25 protein-coding genes are annotated in these 24,434 nt (G+C 56.4%); 11 read left to right on the plus strand and 14 right to left on the minus strand.

All coding sequences use genetic code 11. From position 1 onward, the window contains the following. The first annotated feature begins 13 nt into the window (after positions 1-13). Genes tagH through ACX8ZY_RS11570 form a run of 4 tightly spaced genes read left to right on the plus strand, consistent with a single transcriptional unit; the run spans position 14 to position 4,363 of the window. A complete protein-coding gene (gene tagH / locus ACX8ZY_RS11555; protein ID WP_010245831.1) occupies positions 14-1,150 on the plus strand; it encodes a type VI secretion system-associated FHA domain protein TagH in 1,137 nt (378 codons plus the stop codon). After that, positions 1,147-1,923, plus strand: coding sequence for a PP2C family protein-serine/threonine phosphatase (locus ACX8ZY_RS11560; protein WP_010669994.1), 777 nt, complete (start codon positions 1,147-1,149; stop codon positions 1,921-1,923). The genes tagH and ACX8ZY_RS11560 overlap by 4 nt, the downstream gene beginning before the upstream one ends. A gap of 14 nt (positions 1,924-1,937) precedes the next feature. Further along, positions 1,938-2,891, plus strand: a complete 954-nt coding sequence (locus ACX8ZY_RS11565) for a hypothetical protein (RefSeq protein ID WP_010245838.1) — start codon at positions 1,938-1,940, stop codon at positions 2,889-2,891. A gap of 44 nt (positions 2,892-2,935) precedes the next feature. Continuing rightward, a complete protein-coding gene (locus ACX8ZY_RS11570) occupies positions 2,936-4,363 on the plus strand; it encodes a serine/threonine protein kinase (protein ID WP_158149372.1) in 1,428 nt (475 codons plus the stop codon). 73 nt (positions 4,364-4,436) lie between these two features. Here the strand turns inward: ACX8ZY_RS11570 and ACX8ZY_RS11575 are convergent, their stop codons facing one another. Together ACX8ZY_RS11575 and chaB are read right to left on the minus strand one after the other, a co-directional pair. After that, positions 4,437-5,111, minus strand: a complete 675-nt coding sequence (locus ACX8ZY_RS11575) for a gamma-glutamylcyclotransferase (protein WP_421664970.1) — start codon at positions 5,109-5,111, stop codon at positions 4,437-4,439. 226 nt (positions 5,112-5,337) lie between these two features. Next, on the minus strand, positions 5,338-5,568 hold the full coding sequence (gene chaB, locus ACX8ZY_RS11580) for a putative cation transport regulator ChaB (RefSeq protein WP_010245846.1): 231 nt from the start codon (positions 5,566-5,568) through the stop codon (positions 5,338-5,340). A gap of 373 nt (positions 5,569-5,941) precedes the next feature. Between chaB and chaA the strand changes: the two genes are divergently transcribed. Then, positions 5,942-7,033 (plus strand): sodium-potassium/proton antiporter ChaA, encoded by a 1,092-nt coding sequence (gene chaA, locus ACX8ZY_RS11585; RefSeq protein ID WP_010669990.1) that lies wholly within the window; start codon positions 5,942-5,944, stop codon positions 7,031-7,033. A gap of 290 nt (positions 7,034-7,323) precedes the next feature. Here the strand turns inward: chaA and kdsA are convergent, their stop codons facing one another. Genes kdsA through hemA form a run of 6 tightly spaced genes read right to left on the minus strand, consistent with a single transcriptional unit; the run spans position 7,324 to position 12,645 of the window. Then, complete coding sequence (gene kdsA, locus ACX8ZY_RS11590) at positions 7,324-8,178, minus strand: 3-deoxy-8-phosphooctulonate synthase (protein WP_010669989.1); 855 nt, start codon at positions 8,176-8,178, stop codon at positions 7,324-7,326. Between the two features lie 25 nt (positions 8,179-8,203). Further along, positions 8,204-9,013 (minus strand): invasion regulator SirB1, encoded by an 810-nt coding sequence (gene sirB1, locus ACX8ZY_RS11595; RefSeq protein WP_010669988.1) that lies wholly within the window; start codon positions 9,011-9,013, stop codon positions 8,204-8,206. 1 nt (position 9,014) lies between these two features. Beyond that, a complete protein-coding gene (locus tag ACX8ZY_RS11600) occupies positions 9,015-9,407 on the minus strand; it encodes a SirB2 family protein (RefSeq protein ID WP_061901503.1) in 393 nt (130 codons plus the stop codon). A gap of 23 nt (positions 9,408-9,430) precedes the next feature. Continuing rightward, the gene (gene prmC, locus ACX8ZY_RS11605; protein ID WP_158131763.1) at positions 9,431-10,264 is read right to left on the minus strand and encodes a peptide chain release factor N(5)-glutamine methyltransferase; all 834 of its coding nucleotides are present in this window, start codon (positions 10,262-10,264) and stop codon (positions 9,431-9,433) included. After that, on the minus strand, positions 10,264-11,346 hold the full coding sequence (gene prfA, locus ACX8ZY_RS11610; protein WP_010245863.1) for a peptide chain release factor 1: 1,083 nt from the start codon (positions 11,344-11,346) through the stop codon (positions 10,264-10,266). The genes prmC and prfA overlap by 1 nt, the downstream gene beginning before the upstream one ends. A 42-nt stretch (positions 11,347-11,388) precedes the next feature. Next, on the minus strand, positions 11,389-12,645 hold the full coding sequence (gene hemA / locus ACX8ZY_RS11615; RefSeq protein WP_010669985.1) for a glutamyl-tRNA reductase: 1,257 nt from the start codon (positions 12,643-12,645) through the stop codon (positions 11,389-11,391). Positions 12,646-12,861: 216 nt separating this feature from the next. Here hemA and lolB point away from each other — a divergent pair, with 216 nt between their 5' ends. The 4 genes from lolB (at position 12,862) to ACX8ZY_RS11635 (ending at position 16,789) form a co-directional block, all read left to right on the plus strand. Further along, positions 12,862-13,485 carry a lipoprotein insertase outer membrane protein LolB gene (gene lolB / locus ACX8ZY_RS11620; RefSeq protein WP_010669984.1) on the plus strand — a complete coding sequence of 208 codons (624 nt, stop codon included), beginning with the start codon at positions 12,862-12,864 and terminating at the stop codon, positions 13,483-13,485. Further along, positions 13,482-14,339 (plus strand): 4-(cytidine 5'-diphospho)-2-C-methyl-D-erythritol kinase, encoded by an 858-nt coding sequence (gene ispE, locus ACX8ZY_RS11625; protein ID WP_010669983.1) that lies wholly within the window; start codon positions 13,482-13,484, stop codon positions 14,337-14,339. Before lolB ends, ispE begins: the two co-directional genes overlap by 4 nt. Before the next feature lie 136 nt (positions 14,340-14,475). Then, positions 14,476-15,423, plus strand: a complete 948-nt coding sequence (gene prs / locus ACX8ZY_RS11630; protein ID WP_010245874.1) for a ribose-phosphate diphosphokinase — start codon at positions 14,476-14,478, stop codon at positions 15,421-15,423. 214 nt (positions 15,424-15,637) lie between these two features. Further along, entirely contained in the window at positions 15,638-16,789 is a 1,152-nt protein-coding gene (locus ACX8ZY_RS11635; RefSeq protein WP_061901505.1) for a GGDEF domain-containing protein, read from the plus strand. Here ACX8ZY_RS11635 and ychH read toward each other — a convergent pair. Further along, the gene (gene ychH / locus ACX8ZY_RS11640) at positions 16,786-17,061 is read right to left on the minus strand and encodes a stress-induced protein YchH (protein ID WP_010245880.1); all 276 of its coding nucleotides are present in this window, start codon (positions 17,059-17,061) and stop codon (positions 16,786-16,788) included. The two genes, ACX8ZY_RS11635 and ychH, sit on opposite strands and share 4 nt — an antisense overlap. A 255-nt stretch (positions 17,062-17,316) precedes the next feature. Between ychH and pth the strand changes: the two genes are divergently transcribed. Further along, positions 17,317-17,904 carry an aminoacyl-tRNA hydrolase gene (pth, locus tag ACX8ZY_RS11645; RefSeq protein ID WP_062757497.1) on the plus strand — a complete coding sequence of 196 codons (588 nt, stop codon included), beginning with the start codon at positions 17,317-17,319 and terminating at the stop codon, positions 17,902-17,904. Positions 17,905-18,012: 108 nt separating this feature from the next. Next, positions 18,013-19,104 (plus strand): redox-regulated ATPase YchF, encoded by a 1,092-nt coding sequence (ychF, locus tag ACX8ZY_RS11650; RefSeq protein WP_010245885.1) that lies wholly within the window; start codon positions 18,013-18,015, stop codon positions 19,102-19,104. Positions 19,105-19,365: 261 nt separating this feature from the next. Here ychF and ACX8ZY_RS11655 read toward each other — a convergent pair whose 3' ends face one another. From ACX8ZY_RS11655 to ACX8ZY_RS11675, 5 genes are all read right to left on the minus strand, one after another. Next, on the minus strand, positions 19,366-20,274 hold the full coding sequence (locus ACX8ZY_RS11655) for a LysR family transcriptional regulator (RefSeq protein WP_421664972.1): 909 nt from the start codon (positions 20,272-20,274) through the stop codon (positions 19,366-19,368). Positions 20,275-20,674: 400 nt separating this feature from the next. Further along, a complete protein-coding gene (locus ACX8ZY_RS11660; RefSeq protein ID WP_062757493.1) occupies positions 20,675-21,496 on the minus strand; it encodes a M55 family metallopeptidase in 822 nt (273 codons plus the stop codon). Next, positions 21,493-22,536: a DmpA family aminopeptidase gene (locus tag ACX8ZY_RS11665; RefSeq protein WP_421664973.1), complete on the minus strand. Its 1,044-nt coding sequence runs from the start codon at positions 22,534-22,536 to the stop codon at positions 21,493-21,495. The genes ACX8ZY_RS11660 and ACX8ZY_RS11665 overlap by 4 nt, the downstream gene beginning before the upstream one ends. A gap of 2 nt (positions 22,537-22,538) precedes the next feature. Beyond that, positions 22,539-23,423 (minus strand): ABC transporter permease subunit, encoded by an 885-nt coding sequence (locus ACX8ZY_RS11670; RefSeq protein ID WP_010669958.1) that lies wholly within the window; start codon positions 23,421-23,423, stop codon positions 22,539-22,541. Then, on the minus strand, positions 23,420-24,352 hold the full coding sequence (locus ACX8ZY_RS11675) for an ABC transporter permease (protein WP_158131767.1): 933 nt from the start codon (positions 24,350-24,352) through the stop codon (positions 23,420-23,422). Before ACX8ZY_RS11675 ends, ACX8ZY_RS11670 begins: the two co-directional genes overlap by 4 nt. Positions 24,353-24,434: the final 82 nt, after the last annotated feature.

A 24,434-nucleotide genomic window follows, 5' to 3' on the forward strand; every position in this document is an offset into this window, starting at 1 on the left:
TCTGGGATAACTCATGCAATTTACCATTGTGCAATGCACTACGGATGTTCCGGTCAGAAGCGTCGCGTTTCAACCGCCTGGCGGCACCATTGGCCGCAGTCAGGACAACGATCTGGTGCTGCCAGATGAGACTCGGGCCATTTCGCGTCTGCAGGCGCTGGTTCACCTGTCGCATGACGGAGAGTGCCGTCTGACGAACCAGGGCAGCGTGACCCCGGTGGAGCATAACGGCATTACCCTGGGTCGCGGCATGCAGGTCGTGCTGAAGCATGGCGATGCGTTGCGCATCGGTGACTATGCGCTGGAAGTACGAGACCCCGCCTGCCACGACACGCAGAGCGATCCGCTGGCGCTGTTTGCTGGCGACAGCGCTCAGCCCGCGAATCCGCTGGGCATTCACGAACATCATGAGGTTGAGGACCGGCTGCTGGTCAGTGAGGTCACGCCCTCACGCCACGAGCGCCACAACGATGCGCGACTGGCTATCGACCCCCAGGCCAGCGAACCGCGTCGGGCGCTGACGGCGCAGCCGGTGGATCAGGATCGGCTGATCGCCGCACTGCTGGAGGGGATGGGGCTGAGCAACGGTCACGCCACGCCGGTGGATGAAGAGCAGATGCGCATTACTGGCCGGATGCTGAGCCTCTTTTCCCAGGGCACCGTCGCGCTGCTCTCTTCGCGATCCATTCTCAAGCGTGGTGTCAAAGCGGACATGACGATGATCCTGAATGAGGCCAACAATCCGTTCAAGATCCTGCCCTCCGGCAAAACCGTGCTGATGCAGATGTACCAGAGCCAGATGCCCGGGTTTATGCCGCCGGAACAGGCGGTACGCGATGCCCTGGTCGATTTGCAGGCCCACCAGCTGGGGATGATTGCCGGTATCCGCGCCATTATTGCGGCGATGCTGCAATCCTTTAATCCGCAGCGGCTGGAGGAGCAGGCGCGTGCCGATGGCGTGGTGTCAAAAATGCCCTTTTCCGCCATGAAGAAGGCGGCGCTGTGGGACTACTTCACCCGTAATTATCAGCGTACGGCCGGAGAGATCGAAGATGATTTCCATACGCTGTTTGGCGAGGCCTTTCTCCATGCCTATGACATGGAGGTGAATCAGTATAAGGACTCTCAGACGCGGGTAGATGAACCATGAAAATCGTTTTTGCCAGCCGCTGCCAGCAGGGGCTACGCGATGAGAATCAGGATCGCACCGGCGCAGAGCTGGATGAGCGTAAAGCCTGTTTTGTGGTCTGCGATGGCGTGGCCGGTCTGCCCGGCGGCGAGATGGCGGCGCAGCTGGTGCGTGACACCCTGCTGAGCCAGTTACAGGCGCACGCCGATCTGACGCCGGAGATAACCCATCAGGCGATTGAACAGTGCCGCTTAGCGCTGCATGAGGCACAGGGTAAAAATCCGAAATATTCACGCATGAGCACCACGCTGGCGGCCCTGTTTATTGACCGTGAAAAACAGCGCGCATGGTGGGCGCATGCCGGTGACAGCCGGGTTTACCACTTCCGCCGCGGCGTGCTTCATGAGGTCACTCGCGATCACAGTCTGGCCCAGCAACTGAAAGAAGCGGGCTATGAAAATACCGGCATTAACAGTAATTTACTCTATAATGCGCTCGGCGCTGAACCGCCTCGCTTAGTGAGCTTTTCGCAGGAGATTGCGCTGGAGGATGGCGACGCGTTTCTGGTCTGCACCGATGGCTTCTGGCTGAATCTGGCCAGTCATGAAATGGAACAGGCGCTGCGCATGGTGAATGCCTGCGAGGAGTGGCTGGCTCTGATGGAACAGGCGGTAAGCCGCAACGTTAAGAAAGATAATCTCAGCGCACTGGCGGTCTGGATTGGTGAGCCGGAGGAGGCAACGCTGCTCTATTCACTGGCTGATTCGGCGCGCTTTCTGCCGCCTCGTTTTTGATTCCAAGGATCCTTATGAAACTGTGGTTGCCCGGCATCATCACCCTGCTGATTGCCTTTCACGCCCAGGCTGAAAATTATCGGGTTGTCTACTCCCCCAGCCTGGCGCTGGAGGTCTATATCGATAATGTGGTGAGTAAAGCGCCTGACGACTGGTGCAAAGAGACGCTGCCACTGCGCATCGTCTCCGGCAAAAGTAAGGATTCGGCGGTGCTGACCACCTTTTTACCGCGCGTCGGCACCCTGCTCGCTAATCAGTGCGGATTACTGGACGAGCTGCCCTGGCAGATGACCAGTAAAGAGGGTGGCGTACTGGCCAGCGGCAGCGCCAGTAAGCTGCAGAACTGGCGTCCTATCGTGATGGCAGATGCCACCGCCAGCGCCAGTGAGAGTAATGCTGCACCGCTCGACCTGTCTCGGCCCGCCAACAGCACGCCGCTGCAACATTTTGATCTCCCCAGCGGCTGCCATTTTCGCACCGCCTGGGATGAAAATGCCCAGACCCTGTTTATCCCGGATGTCAGCAAGCAGCAGTGCTCACCTGATGGCTGGGCAGAAGGCAAAAGTGAGCTGATGCTGGCGACCCCTGACCACCCAACGCCGGTGGCAGTCACCTTTTATCAGGGCTATCCCATCGCCAATCTGACGATCCCGGACAGCAAGCTGGAGGTTATCGCCGCGAACAATCAGCGCATGATTGTGACACGCCCGGATGCGAATGATAGCTGGCTGGTGCTGCCCTTTGATGCCAAACAACATGTCTGGCGCTTCAATGGTGCCCTGTTGATAAAGATGGATAAGAATGCTGCGCAGCAGGATGCTGACGCTGTGAAATCGCGAGTTGATACGTTGCGCAGCCACTGGGCGCCCTATTTCATGCCACAGCAAAAAGTGAATGTGTTACTCATCGACACCCTGCACGCGGATCTGGTTGATCCTGCCATTGGTGCCTGGCGTAACATCAATTAATTACCGCGCAGCCTGGCGAGCAGGCCGTGTACAGAGAGTTCACTATGTCGGCAAATGATAATCCGAAAACCGTTCCGAATGCCCTGCCTGACGGATACCGTTTCAATGAGTTTGAGATCAAGGAAGTGATCGGAGGCGGCGGCTTCGGCATCGTCTATCGCGCGTGGGATCACCAGCTTGAACGCACTATTGCAATCAAAGAGTACATGCCGGTGTCGCTGGCAGTCCGTGCCGCCGATTTAACGCTGGAGCTGCGCGGTGAGCGTTTCCAGAAGCTGTTTAATGCCGGGCTCACCAGCTTTATTCAGGAAGCGCGTCTGCTGGCTCGCTTTAATCATCCGGGACTGCTGCACGTGCTGCGCTTCTGGGAGCAGAACGGCACAGCCTATATGGGCACGCTCTACTACAGCGGTATGACGCTGAAAGAGTGGCAGGTAACCAGCCCGGCGTCGATCACTGAAGCCTGGATCCGCCGCCTGCTGCCGCCGCTGTTGGGTGCCATCAGCACCATCCATCAGGCCGGCTATCTGCATCGCGATATCTCGCTCGACAATATTCAGATTCAGGAGAACCAGCTGCCGGTTCTGCTCGATTTTGGCTCAGCGCGTAAAGAGATTGGCAACCTCTCTGACGAAACGGAAATCATGCTTAAACCTGGCTTTGCGCCGATTGAGCAGTACAGCGAAGAGGGTGAAGTTGAACAGGGGCCGTGGACCGATATCTACGCCCTGGGCGCGGTGCTGCATAACCTGATTACCGGTAATCCGCCGCCGGTCAGCGTGGTGCGCTGCATTGAAGATAATTATCAGCCGCTGGTGGAACGCCAGCCAGAAGGCTACTCACTGCCGCTGCTGCATGCCATTGACTGCGCGCTGGCAATGAAGCCAGGCGATCGCCCACAAACGATTGATGCCTTTGCCGCGCTGATTGATCTGCCGGTCAGTGATGTGGAAGCGGTGGTAAACAGCTTCCCGGTGCCGGGCGAGTCGCCTGCTCTGCCGGTCGAGGAGCCGGTGGAGGCTGCTGCGCCGGTGGTGATGGCGATGAATCATGCCGCCGCCTCCGCCGAGCCGGTGACGCCGCGCACGGTGCGTAAACTGTCGCCTGGATTGCTGGGCCTGGCTGCCGTGGCTATTCTGGCCGTGGTTGTCGCCACCTGGCTGGCGAATCGCCACAGTGCCACACCAGAGGTGGTTAACAACAGCTCAGCCATGACGCAGGCGCCCGCATCAATTCCGTCAGCCGCTGCCGTTCCGGCCGCGCTGGCGACCGTCTATCTTAAGCTGGAGAGCGGTGAAACCGTGGTGCTTAACGGACAGCCGGTCGAGGTAAAACCGGGCAGCAGTGGATTTGCCGCGCTGAATCTGGCGGCGGGACAGTACAAAATTGATGTTAAGAATGGCAGTGAGACGCACACTCAATCCCTGAACATCGATAAGCCCGGCACCTGGCTGATTAATCCGGGTAACTAAGCCCGGTAATCCGCAGTCGACTCGTAAAAGGGCGCGACACTGTCGCGCCCTTTTACTCTGGTTAAGCCCCGGTTCAGGCCTGCTTCAGGCAGGCTTGCTGAAGTGTGCGCACCTGATGGGCCAGCCGGCTCAGACTCTCCTCCTCCATGCCGCGCCGGGTCAGCTCCTCTTCCAGAGCAAACAGATATTGCGCATTCGAGCCCAGCGGGCCACTGGCCGCAGCAATTAATGGCGCAATCGCCTCCGGGCAGGAGTCCGATTCATACAGCGGATGACGCGGATCCATAATAAAGGTCAGCGCAGTGACGCTGCGACCATCCTCCAGCTTTAATTCACACCAGGTTGGAAGATAGCAGCCGGTGATCATCTCACGCTTCCACAGCAGCGCCAGCTCTTCATGCAGCCGCTCTTCCGGCAGACGAAACGCCAGACCCGTGGTTCTGCCGCCCTGCTTCAGCGCCAGCATGCGGCCGGGATGCGTGGCGGTGCCACGTCCGGCAATCAGCCGCAGGCAGAAAGCACGGTGCCAGCCCTCCAGCGAACCGGACGCCACTTCATCCGCCTCAAAAATCGGGTTCCACATCAGAGAGCCGTAACCAAAGATCCATACCGGGCTGTGATCGGGACGACAGGCCAGCGTGGCTGCCAGCGAGGCCGCGCGCTGCTCGCAACTCCAGAGCAACGCCTCTTCGATATCCCCGAACGACGTTTTACAATCCGCTTTTAATAGAAATTCCCGGGTAAGCAATGCGACCTCCTCAACATCAACGGCGTCCTGCAGAATGGCTCCTGTAACATGATCTCCAAAACGGCGCTGCGTTTCGTTCATCAAATTGACATTAATCTATTTCCGCGCGGGGTTACAAGCGTGATTCCGGTCGCAGGTTAAAAAAAACCAGATAAACCTTATAGCGAAGATGAAAAAAAGGGCCAGATAATCCTGGCCCTTTGCCGTGAACAGGCTAGCGACGGCGTTAACGTTTAGGATGCCACTTATCGTCATCACCTTTCTCATACTCTTTTTTCACGGCTGCCCAGGCGACTTTGTGCGCCACCTCTTCCCGCGAATCATCGCCGCGTCGATCCTTAGCCTCTTTATATTCTTCCCACGCGCTGTTAAATGCCTGCTGATAGATATCCTGCGCATGCGCGGGAAGCACGTGTTTTACGTTGTCAGGTAAGTCGGTTCGTTTAGAGTAAGGCATAACGGCTCCTCAGTTTATGGATTCCTGTTAAGCCTGGCGCAACAGAACAAAAATACAAACAGCCACTTATCTCCACTTCAAATTAAAAACCAGAAACAGGCCACACAAGTTACAATGATAAGCAGGTTTTCCGGCATTTGGCGGTCAGATAGATGATTAAAGAGAAATTGTTGTGGCCTGATTAATATTGCAATATTTGAGATAACTTCAGGTTAATACCGCTTCGACCATTTATTGCATTTAAGTAAAAAGCAGTAAATTTTTCCCGTTCGGACCGGTGAAAAGATAAACTGCGCCCTGCCCTAAAACTGATTATATTTCTAACAGCAGCACTCGCTGTGTCCGGATAATCATTAACCAGAGAGGATGGTGAATGCCTTCACATGAAAAAACACGTCACAAGGAATTCTCGCTGATACTGCCCCTTATCACGCTGGGTATACTCTATTTTTTTGGTGCAACCACATCATTTCCGATTGTAGTCGGTATCAACTTAGTGGCGCTGGTTGCCATTCTGAGCAGCGCCTTTAGCGTTGTACGACATGCCGACGTGCTGGCGCACCGGCTGGGCGAGCCCTATGGCTCTCTGATCCTGAGTCTGTCCGTGGTGATTCTGGAAGTGAGCCTGATCTCGGCGCTGATGGCGACCGGCGATGCCGCACCCGGGCTGATGCGCGATACGCTCTATTCGATCGTGATGATTGTAACCGGTGGACTGGTTGGCTTTGCGCTGCTGCTGGGCGGTAATAAGTTTGCGACGCAATACGTGAATCTGGCGGGCGTGAAGCAATATCTGATCGCTATCTTTCCCCTGGCGATTCTGGTGCTGGTGTTTCCCAACGCACTGCCGGGCGGTAATTTCTCTGTCACTCAGGCACTGCTGATCGCGGCGATTTCAGCGGCGATGTATGGCGTGTTCCTGCTGATTCAGACCAAAACCCACCAGAGCCTGTTTGTCTATGAGCATGAAGATGAGAGCGATGATGGCGACCCGCATCATGGCAAACCGTCTGCCCACAGCAGCTTCTGGCATACCAGCTGGCTGATCGTGCATCTGATTGCGGTCATTGCCGTGACCAAGATGAATGCTAATACGCTGGAAAGCCTGCTGACGGATCTGAATGCACCGGCACAGTTTACCGGTTTCCTGGTGGCCCTGCTGATCCTCTCACCGGAAGGCCTGGGGGCGATCAGGGCCGTGCTGATGAATCAGGTGCAGCGCGCCATGAACCTCTTCTTTGGTTCAGTGCTGGCGACCATCTCACTCACGGTACCGGCGGTAACCATTATCGCCACCCTGACCGGACAGGAGCTGATATTTGGTCTGGAGCCGCCACAGATGGTGATTATGATGGCGTCGCTGATTCTCTGTCAGCTCTCCTTCTCGACCGGACGCACAAATGTACTGAATGGAGCCGCGCATCTGGCGTTGTTTATCGGTTATCTGATGACCATCATGCTGTAACGTCACCGGATTTCAGGCGAAAAAAAAGAGCGAATCATCGCTCTTTTTTTGTCGTTGAAAACCCAGGTCAAAATACATCTGGCAGCAACAGATGAACTCGACGTGAAGGGAACAGGGGCAGAGGAGAAAAGCGTCCCGCGCCAGGGACGGCGCGGGCCGAGCGGCCATGGATGGCTTTAGCGTCTTTTCGATCTGCCCCTGTTCTCTGAACTGGCTCAATTTCACAGCGAATCCAGCAGCACTTTCCCACAATCTTATTAAGCGACTCAGTGCTCTTTTTTACTGCAAACTTATTTGCTCGTATCGAGTTCCGGGAAGCTTTTCACCAGATCGTCAATCGCTTTCATCTGCACCAGGAATGGCTCCAGCTTATCCAGCGGCAACGCGGATGGGCCGTCACACAGGGCGTGTTCAGGATCCGGGTGCGCTTCGATAAACAGACCGGCAATGCCGACCGCCATACCGGCACGCGCCAGCTCAGCCACCTGAGCACGACGACCGCCTGATGCTGCGCCAAACGGATCGCGCGTCTGCAGCGCATGGGTCACATCGAAAATCACCGGGCTGTTTTTGGTGACTTTCTTCATCACGTTAAAGCCGAGCATGTCGACAACCAGATTGTCGTAGCCGAAATTGCTGCCGCGATCGCACAGGATGACCTGCTCGTTGCCACCTTCAGCGAACTTATCAACGATGTTGCCCATCTGACCCGGGCTGACGAACTGGGGCTTCTTGACGTTGATCACCGCGCCGGTTTTCGCCATCGCTTCCACCAGGTCAGTCTGACGCGCCAGGAACGCGGGCAGCTGGATCACATCAACCACTTCAGAGACCGGCTGCGCCTGGGACGCTTCATGCACATCCGTGATAATTTTGACGCCGAAAGCCTGCTTCAGCTCCTGGAAAATCTTCATCCCCTCTTCCAGGCCTGGGCCACGATAGGAGTGAATTGAGGAGCGGTTCGCTTTATCAAATGACGCTTTGAATACGTAAGGAATACCAAGCTTACTGGTGACGGTAACGTAGTGTTCGCAGATGCGCATCGCCAGGTCGCGCGACTCCAGAACGTTCATCCCGCCAAACAGCACAAATGGCAGATCGTTTGCAACTTTGATATCGCCAATACTCACGACTTTCTGTGTCATGCCCTTTCCTTTTCAGTGGGTCCGCTTAGTGCAGCGTGACCTGTTTTTGTTCGATTGCGTGAATCTGAACTTTGATCATTTCGCTGACCGGGTCTTCAGGACACTGCTCAACGAAGTACGTTAAATCATTCAGGGCGATATGTTCGCACTCCAGCTGCGCGTAGATCAAACCGCGATCGCGGATTTCGTAGGGATCGTCAGGATCGATACGCAACAGCACCTGACTGACATTCAGCGCCAGCTCCATCTTCTTCTCTTCCATCAACGCCGCTTTCAGCGTGTCGAGCATCTTGCGCATCACGGTGACGGTTTTGGCTTCGTCGAGATCATCGTCATACAGACGCGCTGTCGGGCTGATATTGCCTTTGAGCCACACTTCCAGCGTGTGCCGGTCAAGGGTTTCGCCATTAAACGGGTTGATCATCCACTTATCGCCATCAATCCAGTCGGCGCGCAGAATCAGCTGCGTCGGGAAGATCACCGGCATCAGCGGCAGTTCCAGCTCGGCGGCGATGTGCAGCAGGATAACGCCCAGTGACACCGCCGTGCCACGACGGGTCTTCAGCACATTGTCGATCCAGAGGGCATCAGAAAGATTGTAGACGCCACTGGCACCGCAAAATCCCCACTGGCGATAGAACAGTTCCAGCAGCTTTTCGAGCTGCATGTCAGCATCTTCAGTATGGCTGACATAGTCACGTGCTTCGGCGACTAACGCCGCAAGTTGTGCTTCCACCGACAACGCCGGGAAATCGGCGCGGATGGCAAGCGTGGCACCAATCACCGCTTCACACAGCGGTGTCTGGCTGAAATCTAATTGTTCGGTCGAGGTCATGCTATCCCCATAACGGCATTTTGGTCAGCGCCAGCTTAATGATGGCCACCAGGGCGATTAACGCTACCAGAAAAGCGATCCAGCGGGTGCGATCAGTGCGTGGACGGCGACTCAATGCCACAAATCCTAAGGCGATGTAGATGATAACCGCTAAAAGCTTCTCCGTCAGCCAGCTTCCTTGCGGTGTAAAGGGATAGAAGTGGGTAATCATCACCAGCGAGACGCCGGTCAGCAGTAACAGGGTGTCGTTAGCGTGCGGCAGGATGCGCACCCAGCGTTTCGTCATCATTGCCGATCCACGGCGCAGCCAGTAAAACCGCAGCAGGAACAGCGTCACGGTAAGCACCACCGTTAAGATGTGCAGATTTTTAATCAGGGGATAAAAGGCGAACATCATGAATCCTTTTCAAAGCGCTTTTATGAAGGGAACTGGCCTAAGGTCACACGCGGATTGCCACCGTAATCATCGACGGTTTCCACGGCGTGATAGCCTTTTTGCCGCATCAGCGTGGCGACCGCCTCGCCCTGCTGCCAGCCATGTTCCAGCAGCAGCCAGCCACCCGGCAGCAGCCACGTGGGTGCCTGCTCGATCAGCGTGCGCAGATCCGCCAGTCCCGCTTCATCCGCCACCAGCGCGCTGCGCGGTTCAAAACGCACATCGCCCTGCTCCAGATGAACATCGCTGGCATCTATATAGGGTGGGTTGCTGACAATGAGGGTAAAGCGCTGTGGCGTCAGCGCCTGGAACCAGTGACTGAGCAGAAAGGTGGTGTTGGTGAGGCTGAGCTGCTGCGCATTACTGTTCGCCAGCTCAACGGCGGCTTCAATGCGATCCACGCCGGTGACCTGACAATCGGGACGCTCGCTGGCCAGCGCCAGCGCAATCGCTCCGGTGCCGGTGCCCATGTCCAGAATGGTTGCCGGTGTCGGGGGCAGATGCGCCAGCGCCTGTTCAACCAGCAGTTCGGTATCCGGGCGCGGGATCAGCGTGGCGTCATTGACGCGCAATGGCAGCGACCAGAACTCGCGTTCGCCCACCAGATGCGCCACCGGCTCACCGCGGGCGCGACGCGCCAGCAGGCTATCCAGCTGCGTCAGCTGCTCATCGCTGAGCACCGTTTCATCAAAGGCGATTAACCAGCTGCGTGATTTGCCGGTTACAAAACCTAACAGGATCTCTGCGTCACGCTTCGGACTGTCACCACCGCACAGCGTGGCGACCGCCTGTTTCAGCCAGTGACGAATATCCATTAATCCTGACCAGCCAGCGCCGCCAGCTGATCGGCCTGGTACTCCTGAACAATCGGCTCAATCAGGCTGTCGAGTTTCCCTTCCATCACTTCATCCAGACGGTAGATGGTCAGGTTGATACGGTGATCGGTCACGCGGCCCTGCGGGAAGTTGTAGGTGCGGTTACGGTCAGAACGATCGCCGCTGCCCAGCAGGTTGCGTCGGGTACTGGCTTCGGCGGCGTGACGGCGGGCCATCTCTGCAGCATGAATACGCGAGCCCAGCACCGCCAGCGCTTTGGCTTTGTTTTTATGCTGTGAACGTTCGTCCTGACACTCCACCACGATACCGGTTGGCAGGTGGGTAATACGAATAGCGGAATCGGTGGTGTTAACGTGCTGACCGCCTGCGCCGGATGAGCGGAAAGTATCGATCTTCAGATCGCCCGCATTGATTTCCGGCAGTTCCGCTTCCGGGATTTCCGGCATCACGGCAACGGTACAGGCTGAGGTGTGAATGCGGCCCTGGGATTCGGTCTCCGGCACGCGCTGCACGCGATGGCCGCCTGACTCAAACTTCAGGCGTCCATAGGCACCTTCGCCGGTCACGCGGGCGATCACTTCTTTGTAACCGCCATGCTCGCCTTCGTTGGCGCTGATGATCTCCACGCGCCAGCGACGCGCTTCGGCATAGCGGCTGTACATGCGGAAGAGATCGCCGGCGAAAATCGCCGCTTCATCGCCGCCGGTTCCGGCGCGCACTTCGATAAAACAGGCGCGCTCATCGTCGGGATCTTTCGGCAGCAACAGAACCTGCAACTGCTGCTCCAGCACGTCACTCTTCTCACGCGCTTCCTGCAACTCTTCCTGCGCCATGTCACGCATTTCAGGATCGTCGAGCATCTGCTGCGCGGTTTCGATATCTTCCTGCACCTGCTGCCAGTCGCGGAAGCAACGGGTCACATCGGTCAGCTGAGCATATTCGCGTGACAGCGCACGGAAACGCTCCTGATCGGCGATCACGCCTGCATCGCCCAGCATCGCTTCCACTTCTTCGTGGCGCTCCTGCAGGGCTTCCAGTTTGGCAACTATAGAGGTTTTCATTTAAATGTGGGATTCCCGTAACAGGTGGCGACAGCGGTGTGCCTAATCGAGACCCAGGCTGTCGCGTAAAATCTGCAGGCGTTCATTATCGCCGTCGCGGGCGGCCTGCTGAAGTGATTTGGTTGGAGCGTGTATTAAACGGTTGGTCAGCTTGTGCGCCAGTTCCTGCATGACTTTCTGCGGATCGGCACCCTGCTGCAGCGCCTGCAGCGCACGGCCTTCCAGCTCAGCGCGGATCTCTTCCGCCTGAGAACGATATTCACGGATCGTATTCACCGCGCCCTGTGAGCGCAGCCACGCCATGAATTCGCTGCTTTCCTGAACCACGATGCTTTCGGCCTGAACCGCGGCCGCTTTGCGCTGCGCCAGGTTCTGCTCGATGATCGCCTGCAGGTCATCCACGCTGTAGAGATAGGCGTTAGGCAGGTCGCCCACTTCCGGCTCTACGTCGCGCGGAACCGCAATATCGACCAGCAGCATTGGCTTGTTACGTCGCGCTTTCAGCGCGCGCTCCATCATCCCCTTACCGATAATCGGTAGCGGACTGGAGGTTGACGAGATAATAATGTCGGCTTCTGCCAGACGGGCGTCGATCTCCGCCAGGGTGATCACCTCTGCACCCACTTCCGACGCCAGCGTTTCGGCGCGTTCGCGGGTACGGTTGGCGATGATCAGATTTTTGACCTGATGTTCACGCAGATGACGCGCCACCAGCTCAATGGTCTCACCTGCGCCAACCAGCAAGACATTGACGGAGGAGAGCGATTCGAAGATCTGACGGGCCAGCGTACAGGCGGCAAACGCCACCGACACCGCGTTGGCGCCGATATCGGTTTCCGTACGTACGCGTTTGGCAACCGAGAAGGTTTTCTGGAACATGCGTTCCAGTTCACTGCTCAGCGCCTGACCGCGTGAGGAGTCGGCAAAGGCTTTTTTGACCTGACCGAGGATCTGCGGTTCGCCCAGCACCAGTGAATCGAGCCCACTGGCAACGCGCATCAGATGACTGACCGCCTCGTTATCCTGATGCCAGTAGAGGCTGTTTCGCACATCCTCTTCATCCAGTTGATGATAATTGCATAACCAGCTCACCAGACGCGCCTGTAAGTCGGCCTGCTGCTCTACACTCAGGTAGAGTTCAGTCCGGTTACAGGTGGACAACACCACGCCGCTCTGCACCATTGGCTGTGATAACAGGCTGTTTAACGCCTGCTCAAGCGTCTCCGGCCCGAACGAGACGCGTTCGCGCAGAGCAATGGGGGCTGTCTTGTGATTGATTCCGAGAGCGAGCAGCGTCATAGCGGTTTTGGTTGGGATGTCCCAATAATGTCAGGGTTTTGTGAGGCGCATTCTACAAGATGCGGCAGATCAAGAAAAGCCATACAAAGGCTATGACTGTAATAAGATTAACCCGATCGTGCTCAATTTGCTGCATAACAGCATTGACGGTTAAAACCGGGACGGTTAGCGTTATCCGTTACGAATAATAAATGTGTCCGAGGAGATGACCACTTGATGCTTAATTCACCACGCAATCTGTTGCGCCTTTTGCCCCTTGCCAGCGTTCTGCTGGCAGCCTGTAGCGTCAACAAACCGCAAGGCCCGGGCCCCAGCGTTACCGCGCCACAGTGGCAACAGCATCAGCAGGCGGTCTCAAAGGTCACGCACTATCAGACCCGCGGCGCCTTTGCCTATCTTTCTGACAAGCAGAAAGTCTATGCCCGCTTCAACTGGCAGCAGACCGCGCCCGATCGCTATCGACTGCTGCTGACCAATCCGCTGGGCAGCACCGAACTGCAGCTGGATGCGCAGGGCTCGGTGGTACAGATCGTCGATAACAAAGGCAAGCGTTACGTCAGCAACGATGCGCAGAAAATGATTTCGCAGCTGACCGGCATGAACATTCCGCTGGCGAATCTGCGCCAGTGGATGATGGGTCTGCCAGGTGATGCCACCGACTATCAGCTCAACGAGAGCTATCAGCTGAGCAGTCTGAACTACAGCCGCGACGGTCAGAACTGGCAAGTCTCTATTGCGGGCTACGACAGCAAAGTCACCCCGCCGCTGCCTTCGAGCCTGGAGCTGAAAGAGGGTGACCAGCGGATTAAACTGCGTATGGACGGCTGGACCGTTCAATGATCACCCACTGGCCTGCCCCGGCAAAACTGAATCTTTTTCTCTACATCACCGGCCGTCGTCCCGACGGCTATCACAACCTGCAGACGCTGTTTCAGTTTCTTGATTACGGTGACCAGTTGCAGATTACCGTCGATCAAAGCGGCTCGATTACTCTGTTAACGCCCGTGGCAGGCGTTGCGGATGCGGATAACCTGATTGTCCGCGCCGCAAACATGCTGAAACAGGCGGCGCAGGATAACAATCGCCTGTCCGCTCACGCGGGCGCGCAGATTGCCGTTGAGAAAAACCTGCCCATGGGTGGCGGTCTCGGTGGCGGCTCCTCTGATGCGGCAACCGTGCTGGTGGCGCTGAATCATCTGTGGCAAACCGGCTTCACGCCGGATGAGCTGGCGGCGATGGGCGTGAAGCTGGGCGCGGATGTGCCGGTGTTTGTCCAGGGCTTCGCGGCCTTCGCCCAGGGGGTGGGTGAACAACTTCATCCCGCAGAGCCGGAAGAAAAGTGGTATCTTGTCGCCCATCCCGGCGTGAATATCAGCACCCCAGTAGTATTCAACGACCCCGAACTGACGCGAGATACTCCATCGCGCAGTTTATCGACGCTTTTAGCATCACCCTTCACCAATGATTGTGAAGCAGTGGTAAGAAAACGTTTTCGTGAGGTTGATGAGCTTGTTTCCTGGCTGCTAGAATACGCGCCGTCACGCCTGACTGGCACGGGCGCTTGTGTGTTTGCTGAATTCGACACCGAGTCTGCTGCCCGCCAGGTGCTGGAGCTTGCCCCGAATGGGGTACGCGCATTTGTAGCCCGGGGCGTAAATGTTTCGCCGCTACAGCGTACCCTGCGAGGCGATTAGCGAATGCGTGACAGTGTCACCACGTTCCGGACACTGCACGTTTCGCATCAACACACCCGTGTGAACGCACATGACCGTACGCGCCGGTTACAGTCATGCCGTTCATTCTCTGGACGCAAAGCCTGAGGTTCTTCTCGTGCCTGATATGAAGCTATTTGCTGGTAACGCCACCCCGGAACTAGCACAACGTATTGCCAACCGCCTTTACACCAGCCTGGGAGACGCCGCTGTAGGACGTTTCAGTGATGGTGAAGTGAGCGTACAGATCAACGAAAATGTACGCGGTGGTGATATTTTCATCATCCAGTCCACCTGTGCCCCCACCAACGATAATCTGATGGAACTGGTTGTGATGGTCGACGCGCTGCGTCGTGCTTCTGCTGGTCGTATTACCGCAGTCATCCCCTACTTTGGTTATGCCCGTCAGGATCGCCGCGTGCGTTCCGCGCGTGTACCTATCACCGCTAAAGTAGTGGCAGACTTCCTTTCCAGCGTCGGTGTTGACCGTGTTCTGACGGTTGACCTGCACGCCGAGCAGATCCAGGGCTTCTTCGACGTCCCGGTTGATAACGTATTTGGCAGTCCGATCCTGCTGGAAGATATGATGCAGATCGGTCTGGAAAACCCGATTGTTGTTTCTCCCGATATTGGTGGCGTAGTACGTGCCCGTGCTATCGCTAAACTGCTGAACGACACCGATATGGCCATCATCGATAAACGCCGCCCTCGCGCGAACGTTTCTCAGGTGATGCACATCATTGGTGACGTTGCTGGCCGCGACTGCGTGCTGGTCGACGACATGATCGACACCGGCGGCACGCTGTGCAAAGCGGCTGAAGCGCTGAAAGAGCGTGGTGCTAAACGCGTATTTGCTTACGCGACCCACCCGATCTTCTCCGGCAATGCGGTTGAAAACCTGCGTAAATCTGTGCTCGACCAGGTAATCGTCTGCGATACCATCCCACTCTCTCAGGAGATTAAGTCACTGCCGAATGTGCGCACGCTGACCTTATCTGGCATGCTGGCCGAAGCCATTCGCCGCATCAGTAACGAAGAGTCAATCTCGGCAATGTTCGAGCATTAATCTTCGCGGAACCGGGCCCTGTGCCCGGTTTTTTTATGCCTGCCGGGCGCCCGATTAACACGCTTCTTTTTCTGATATTTTCGCGATAAATTTCCCCAAAATCGACTATTTTCAACGCCACCCACTCTTTTGATAAAACGCCGCGTTCCCCGCTTCTGCCCTGTGCCGTTAAGTGGTAATTTGCAGCGCACTTTTCATAAGAACCCTGACCGCCATGAGCCTGGATATCTATACGTTATTTGTCTGCGAGCTTTATGTGCTGGGGTTTCTGAGCATCATCATGTTTTTTGCCTGGATCGGATCGCAGTATGATCGCGTTCTCGGCTTCACCTGCCTGTCGCTGGTTTTTACCCTGATTGCGGTATTCTTAAGTAGCCTGCGCAGCAGTGGCCTGCATTTCCTGCCCGTTGCAGTGGGTAACGTTTTAGTGATGCTGGCTTACGGCGGATTGTTAAATGCGTTCCGGCGCTTCTGCGGCAAGCCCATCGGCACTCACTGGCTGCTGGGCGCCCTGCTCTGGGCACTCCTCTGCTGTTTCCCGGCATTCTATTACAGCTTACCCAAACGGGTGCTGGTGCTCTGCATCGCCTGCATCGCCTATACCGCGGCACTGATCCAGCTGGTCTGGCTGGCGCGTGCCACGCTAAAGGTGACCTTCTGGCCTGCGCAGTTGCTGCTGTGGATCCATCTGCTGTTTCACCTGGCTCGCCTGTTTCTGGACAGCGCGATTCCCAGCACGCTGCCTGGCGCCATTGGCGGATCAAACTTCTCGATTTACGTCATCCTGGAATCGATTCTGTTTGTCATTGGTCTGACATTTACTATCCTGGCCATGGTGAATGAACGGATGCAGTCAGTCTTAAAACATGCCTCGATGCACGATCCTCTGACCAGCGTCTGGAATCGTCGGGCTTTATTTAATGAAGCAGAGAAGATTGTGGTGCGATGCCGTCGTCAGAACCGGCCGTTTAGCGCGATTCTGTTCGATCTGGATCATTTTAAGAGCATTAACGATCGTTATGGCCATCAACAGGGCGACCAGATATTGATTCACTTTTGCGACATTGTCAGAGGATTGATACCGGCTGAGGGGCGTTTTGCGCGACTGGGCGGAGAGGAGTTTGCGGCAATAATTCCGGCGGCGGCAACAGAGGCAGAGGCCTGGTGCGAGACGATTCGGCGGGAGGTCTGTGCGTCACAACCCAATTCAATTGCCTATTCGGTCAGCATTGGGTTTGCCACGGTCACACATCAGCAGCAGAGTTTTGACGATTTACTCGCACTGGCGGATAAAGCGCTCTATCACGCCAAGGCCAGCGGCCGGAACCGCATCGCGCAGCATCCGGTCACTGCTGGCATCAGTTAATGGTGAGAATTGTGCGACCGGCGACAACGTTTGTCATAGTGACGATGCCAGTAATAACGATCTTCAACCTTTTCACGACCACTCAGACCCGCCCCGACCAGCCACATCATTGCACCAACAAAGATGCCTAAGATTGCGCCCTGCGCCAGTGCATCTGGCAGATCAAGCGAGGGAAGCTGGTTCATAATTGAGAAACCCACGCCCAGCACCATTGTGACTAATCCCAGTACCATCAAGCTGTTACCCGCTACGCGGCAGTGTTGATGTTTCATGCTGCACCTCCATCCATATGAGTCAATAACCGCACACAATGTTAAGTGCCATAAGCTTAGGCAATGGGTGAAGATAACGTTGCGGACTGGATCACACATCAGCCATAAATAATTAACTGGCCCTGATTGCAGCCTGTTGATTCAGATGGAAAATGATTAATCACCGTCATGAACCATTTCGCTGCTTGTACTTTGTCATCTCGCCCGTGGCGAAGTAAACTAACGCCCTTTCGCGATAACAGCAGGATAATCATTGTGAGCAGCATTAAACTGATTGTGGGCCTTGCCAATCCAGGCGCTGAATATGCCGCCACGCGCCACAATGCGGGTGCCTGGTATCTGGATTTACTGGCTGAGCGCCACAATCAGTCACTGAAAGAGGAAGGCAAATTCTATGGCTATACCGCGCGCCTGGCGATAGCCGGAGAGGATGTGCGCCTGCTGGTGCCGACCACCTTTATGAACCTGAGCGGGAAAGCCGTGGCGGCGATGGCGACCTTTTATCGCATCGCGCCAGAAGAGATCCTGGTGGCGCATGATGAACTCGATCTGCCACCCGGCGTGGCGAAGTTCAAGCAGGGCGGCGGGCATGGCGGCCATAACGGGCTGAAAGATATCATCAGCAAAATGGGCAACAACAACAATTTCCATCGGCTGCGCATCGGTATCGGACATCCCGGCGATCGCAACAAGGTGACCGGATTTGTGCTGGGCAAGCCGCCCGCCAGTGAGCAGAAGCTGATTGATGATGCCATTGATGAGGCGGCGCGCTGCACCGAACTGTGGCTGAAAGAGGATCGTATCAAGGCGATGAACCGGCTGCACGCCTTCAAGCCTGCTTAAACGCCCGAATCGTCGTGATTCCGTGTATAATGCGCGAAATTTTTCAATTCGTCTCCGACAGTCCGCCTTCTAACGCACTGTCCATCCAGTTATAAAGGGTATCAAACCATGGGATTCAAATGCGGTATCGTGGGCCTGCCGAACGTCGGTAAATCCACTCTGTTTAACGCGCTGACTAAAGCGGGCATCGAAGCGGCTAACTTCCCCTTCTGCACCATTGAGCCAAACACGGGCGTGGTGCCGATGCCTGACCTGCGTCTCGACCAGCTTTCTGAGATTGTTAAGCCGCAGCGCGTGGTGCCGACTACCATGGAATTCGTCGATATCGCCGGTCTGGTAAAAGGCGCGTCAAAAGGTGAAGGTCTGGGCAACCAGTTCCTGACCAACATCCGTGAAACCGAAGCGATCGGCCACGTGGTGCGCTGCTTTGAAAACGACAACATCATCCACGTGGCGGGTAAAGTGAACCCGGCTGAAGATATTGATGTGATCAACACCGAGCTGGCGCTGTCCGATCTTGAAACCTGTGAACGTGCGATTCAGCGCGTGCAGAAGAAAGCCAAAGGCGGCGACAAAGATGCTAAGGCTGAGCTGGCTGCGCTGGAGAAGTGTCTGCCGCATCTTTCTGAAGCGGGCATGCTGCGTTCACTGAATCTGGATGAGGACGACAAAGCGGCAATCCGCTATCTGAGCTTCCTGACTCTGAAACCTACCATGTACATAGCTAACGTCAATGAAGATGGTTTCGAGAACAACCCGTACCTGGATCAGGTGCGCGCTATCGCCGAAGCGGAAGGTTCAGTCGTGGTGCCAGTGTGCGCCGCCGTTGAGTCGGACATTGCTGAGCTGGAAGATGAAGACCGTGACGAGTTCATGGCAGAGCTGGGACTGGAAGAGCCAGGCCTGAACCGCGTTATCCGCGCTGGTTACTCCCTGCTGAACCTGCAGACCTACTTCACCGCTGGCGTGAAAGAAGTACGTGCCTGGACCATCCCGGTTGGCGCGACAGCTCCACAGGCAGCCGGTAAAATCCACACCGACTTCGAGAAAGGCTTTATCCGCGCCCAGACCATCGCGTTTGAAGATTTCATCGCTTATAAAGGCGAGCAAGGTGCTAAAGAAGCCGGCAAGATGCGTTCAGAAGGTAAAGAGTACATCGTGAAAGATGGCGATGTGATGAACTTCCTGTTCAACGTCTGATTAAAGATTGTTGTCTCATGGGGTTTTACTGAATCTCATGACCATCACAGAAAACAATTAAATCCACGCATTTGCGTGGATTTTTTATTTCAACGCCGTCTCAATAGTCTCTGTCAGCACATTTCAACAATGCCGGAATCATTACCTTAAAAAAGATTCACTGTTCGGGCTCCACGATTTCTGGTGCAAAAGTCAGCGAACGAATCTGATGCTGCCTGAGCCCCCCCTTTCCCCTGCTCTTCACCTGAAAGCGGCGCTTATTCAGCCAGCCATAAACTGCGTTTCACACTGCCGGGCGATCTCCCACAGTCTGTTACGGATCACCTGCTTAAGCTGCAGAGTGGACTGCGACTGTGGCTGGTCACGGCGGCTGATCAGCATCACTTCAAACGGCAGGGGTTGCGCTATGGGTAGCAGCTTTAGCTGTTCGGCATAGCGACAGGCGGTGAAGAGATCCACGACGCCCGTGCCTCCGCCTGCCAGCACCATATCCGCAATGACCGAATAGGTTTTAATCGACAACGACACGGCGGGATTCAGTTTTTTATCGCGCAGCGCTCGGTGAAGTACGCGTCCAAGCGGATCCTGAGCCTGCATCATCAGTAAATTATTGTTGCATAACCACGCAAGCGTAACGGGTTCATTACGGGGATGATTGAGCGGTAACAACGCGACCATCGAAGACTGAAACAGAGGTTCAGCCAGAAGATCCGCATCGACCTGCTGACCAAAAACCAGCGCGAAATCGAGCTGATTATCCAGAATCATCTGGCATAAAGTACTAAAGTGCTCGGTGACCAGTTCGACACTGACCGAGGCCATTTGTTGCCGCCAGGTGACTAATGCGGGTGCCAAAACCATCTGACCAAAAGCGTGAGCCGCTCCGACGCGAACTAACTGCCCTTCGCCCCGACGCAGCTGTTCGGTGAGCTGGGTGATAGATTGCAGGCGCTGGCAGAGATCGTCTATTTCAGGCAGGAGACGTCGCCCTTCTGCCGTCACACTCATTCCCTGTATACGTCGCTCAAACAGCGCAAATCCCAATTGCTGTTCAGCATGATTCAGAACACGGCTGATATTCGGCTGTGAAACATTGAGTAAGCGCGCCGCAGCGCTGATGCTGCCGGTCTGTACGATGGCCTGAAAGACCTCTATATGGCGGAGCCGCATGACTATTTACCCTGGATGGAATACCGAAAACGAAGGCCTCTCCGACAGGCTGCATAATCAGGTCCGGGCGGAGGGTGAGAGAGCAATCATTACCCTGTTGCAAAAACTGTACCGCAAAAACGTTGCAGGCTCAGCTGCCTGTCTCGCCCCCATCCGTACCCGGCAGTCCTGACTGAAGCCTTTGCAGGGAGCGGGGTTCGTGCTGCCGTGGTGCAGTAAAAGGAGCGCTGGTCAGCAGCACGGGTTGCGCGGATTTAAGCCAGCAGCGATCCTGACTCGTCAGAGGGAAGATACGCATGCACAGTCCGCACTACAGGCGTGTGCCTGGCAGCGCGGTTTCAGGAGAACCGGAACGGCGCGCTTGACGGGCTGATGTTGCATGCAGCCCGGGATAATTTCGCTATGACTGTGTGCTCGCCAGATAGGAGAATGCACTGAGTAAGCTGATTAACGTTTCCATATTCTCCGCCTGATACGCCACGGTAACGGCATCCAGGCGCGTAACGCCGGGGATCAGGCTGAACAGATCGGCCAGCACCGGTTTAGTGGCCTGAAGGCGCATAGCGTAAGGTGCCGTCAGGCGGCTCGTGCTCACCTGAGGGGGATGTTGCAGTGCGGCGCTTGCTGCGGCAGCGATCGCACGCTGTGCCGCTTGTGGGCTGATTGATTCCGCGCAGGTATGAGAAATGGCGCGTTTTACACAGACGTATTCAACCGCTGAGTAGTGTTCCGCAATCCAGCTCTGTAACTGATCGTCGCCAGTGACCAGCAGCAATGGCGTGCCGTGCTCAGCAGCGGCGGCCGCATAAATATCGGTTTCTCCCATCACCAGACCATTGATATGGATACGCCAGAATGCCCGGCCGTTGATGGTATGCGCCAGTACGCCGGGTTCACCTGCTGCGCTGTGAAATCCCACCAGAAACAGCCCGTCGAACGTCTGCTGCTCTATCCCTTCCACCATCGACAGGACACGGGGTTTTCCCTGCACCAGCCGGGCGCGGGGATCAATATTTTCCGCACGCAAATTGGTCATCTGCGCATGGCTGTCTGCCACCACCACTTCCGTTGCCCCGCCGGCAAAAGCCCCCTCAATCGCAGCATTCACTTCCTGCTCCATCAGACCACGGGCCAGCTGATGTTCCGGGTGGCCGGGTGTACATTGCTCCGGGCGCATGACACCCGCGATGCCTTCAATGTCGGCCGAGATAAAAATTTTCATGTCGTTAATCTATCCAGAATCTGCGTCAGTGAGGGGCGATGATGACCGCGAAAGCCGGTAACAGCCTCAGCGCTCAGCAAAGCATCCAGTACAGCCTGTTCAGTTGCATCTGCCGCTGCAGCAAGCAGCGGCTCCAGCGTGTCGTCCTGTGGCGGTTGCGGCAGAGGTAGCGTTGAAAACGCCACCGCAATGTCGCCTGAGCCGTGGCCCCAGTAACTGCCCAGCCGTCCCAGGCCGGCACCGGCTCGCTTCGCGATGCGCTTTAACTGACGTGCGTCCAGCGGTGCATCCGTCGCCATGATGATGATGACAGAACCGGCATCCAGCTGCGGCGACTCACCGGCCAGCAGCGGCGCAATCATCTCGCCAGCCCGAACGCCATCGAGCGTTAATGCCTCCAGTGCGCCGAAATTGGCCAGCACCAGCACGCCAAGCGTGGCGTTGAGTGAGGGAATCACCCGCGAGGCGGTTCCGATTCCCCCTTTCAGGCTGAAACAGCTCATCCCGCGCCCCGCGCCGACGCTGCCGCGCTCGAAGCCCGCTGAAGCCGTCCGCAATGCCTCCTGCGCCATCGCTTCAGTGATGGTCAGCGCCTGGATATCATTCAGCCAGCCATCGTTGCACTCCAGCACCAGCGGGTTGACCGTGGGCAGTGTTCGTCCCAGTTCCGGGTTACGACTGATGGCATCCCGCACCAGCGAGGTAAACAGCGTGCCGACCGCCAGCGTGTTACTGAGCAGAATCGGCGTCTGAAGCACGCCAAGCTCCTCTATCTGAACCAGTCCGACGGGTTTCGCAAAGCCGTTCAGGACCTCCACCCCACACGGCAGCGGCGTGAGAAACAGATTGTCGCCCGGCGGTACGATAGCGGTTACGCCAGTCTGCTTTTCGCCTTCATTCAGCGTGCAATGTCCGACACGCACGCCCGAAACATCGCTGATTCGATTAGTGGGTCCGCAGGCGCTTCGCGGCTGCCCGAGCTGACGCAGATCACGCCAGCGGTTCAGCAGCAGTTCACGCTGCAATTGTTGGAAATCCATAGTCAGCCCTTGAGTTTTGGATCGAGCGTGTCGCGCAGCGCATCCCCAAGCAGATTGAATGCCAGCACGGTAATAAAGATCGCCAGCCCCGGAAATACGCTCATGTGCCACGATCCGGCCATCATCATGCTTCGGCTCATCGCCAGAATATTGCCCCATTCAGGCACGTCAGGCTCCGGACCCAGTCCAATAAAACTCAGGCCCGCGGCTGTCAGAATACTGGTGCCAATGCGCATAGTGAAATAGACAATCACGCTGGAAAGCGTGCCGGGCAGAATATGCCGCAGGATAATGACTCTGTCTGGTGCACCGGCACAGCGCACGGCTTCAACATAGGCAGCCTGTTTCAGAGAGAGCGTCGAAGCCCGCACGATGCGGGCAAATACCGGCACGCTGAATACCGCGACGGCGATAATGACATTGTTCAGACCCGTCCCCAGCAGCGCCACCACCGCAATGGCCAGCAACATGCCGGGAAACGCGAATAATACGTCGGCACCGCGCATGATCAGCATATCAACCCAACCGCCATAATAGCCCGCCAGTAAGCCCAGCATGACCCCGACCAGCATGCCGATCGTCACCGACAGCACGCCGATATAGAGCGAGATACGCGCGCCATAGATAATACGGCTGAGCAGGTCGCGCCCCAGTTCGTCGGTCCCCATCCAGTGTGCCGCCGTTGGCGGTGACGATAACGCCATCCAGTCCGGAGCCATGGGATCCCAGGGCGCCAGCCAGGGCGCAAAAATCGCCACCACAATCAACAGCAGCACAAACCCGCCTGAGACCAGCGCCAGAGGGTTACGCACAAGAGCATGCAGGAAATCGCGCCACGGCGAACGAATAATCTGAGGCGGATTTTCAGTCAGCGATTGAATACTCATTTTGGCTCCTGTCGCAGACGAATGGCCGGATTGACCACCGCGTAAAGCAGATCGACCAGCAGATTAATCACAATAAATTCAAACACGAACAGCATCACCAGCGCCTGAATCACCGGCTGATCCTGCGCTTTGATCGACTCAATCAATAACCAGCCTAACCCTGGCCAGTTGAAAACACTCTCCACCACGATGGATCCGCCCAGCAGAAAACCGAACTGCAAGCCCAGCATGGTAATTACCGGGATGAGCGCATTACGCATCACATGTTTCCACGTCACCAGGCGGTTACGCAGCCCTTTGGCTTTGGCGGTACGCACATAATCTTCCTGCGCCACCTCAAGAAACGCCGAACGGGTAAAGCGCGCCATTACCGCCGCAACCGACGAACCCAGCGTGATGGCGGGCAGGACTATATCGCTGGCCTTGTTAAAGCCGCTGACCGAGAACAGCCCAAAAGGCATCGCGACGAACTGGATGAGCAACAGCCCCAGCCAGAAGGCTGGCATCGAAATGCCGCCGACCGCCACGCTCATCAGCGTCCAGTCCTGCCATCTTCCACGTTTCAGTGCAGCCATCACGCCGAATAACAAACCGAGAATGACGGACCAGGTAAAACCGGCTAAGGCGAGCCACAGCGTCGGCATAAAGCCCTCTTTGATCACCTCCAGCACCGGTTGCTGGGTGCGATACGTGGTGCCCAGGTCGCCCTGCAACAGGCTGCCGATCCAGTGAAAATACTGCTGCGGCAGCGGATCGTTAAGCCCGAGATGCTGACGCGCCGCTTCGATCGCCTCAACTGGCGCATCCGGTCCGGCATAAATACGCGCCGGGTCGCCCGGCATGAGCTTGATAAAACCGAAAACCAGCAACGAGACCACCAGCAAAACCGGGATCATCTCCAGCAATCGGCGAATGATGTATGCAAACATGCCATTCCCTGAAATGAGGTGCGACTGGCCTCCTCACGTCCCTCATCCGTTCCGGACAGGGGACGAGGAAGAAGAGACCGTC

Source organism: Pantoea sp. XAF26B01_ASV70 (genome assembly GCF_054512635.1).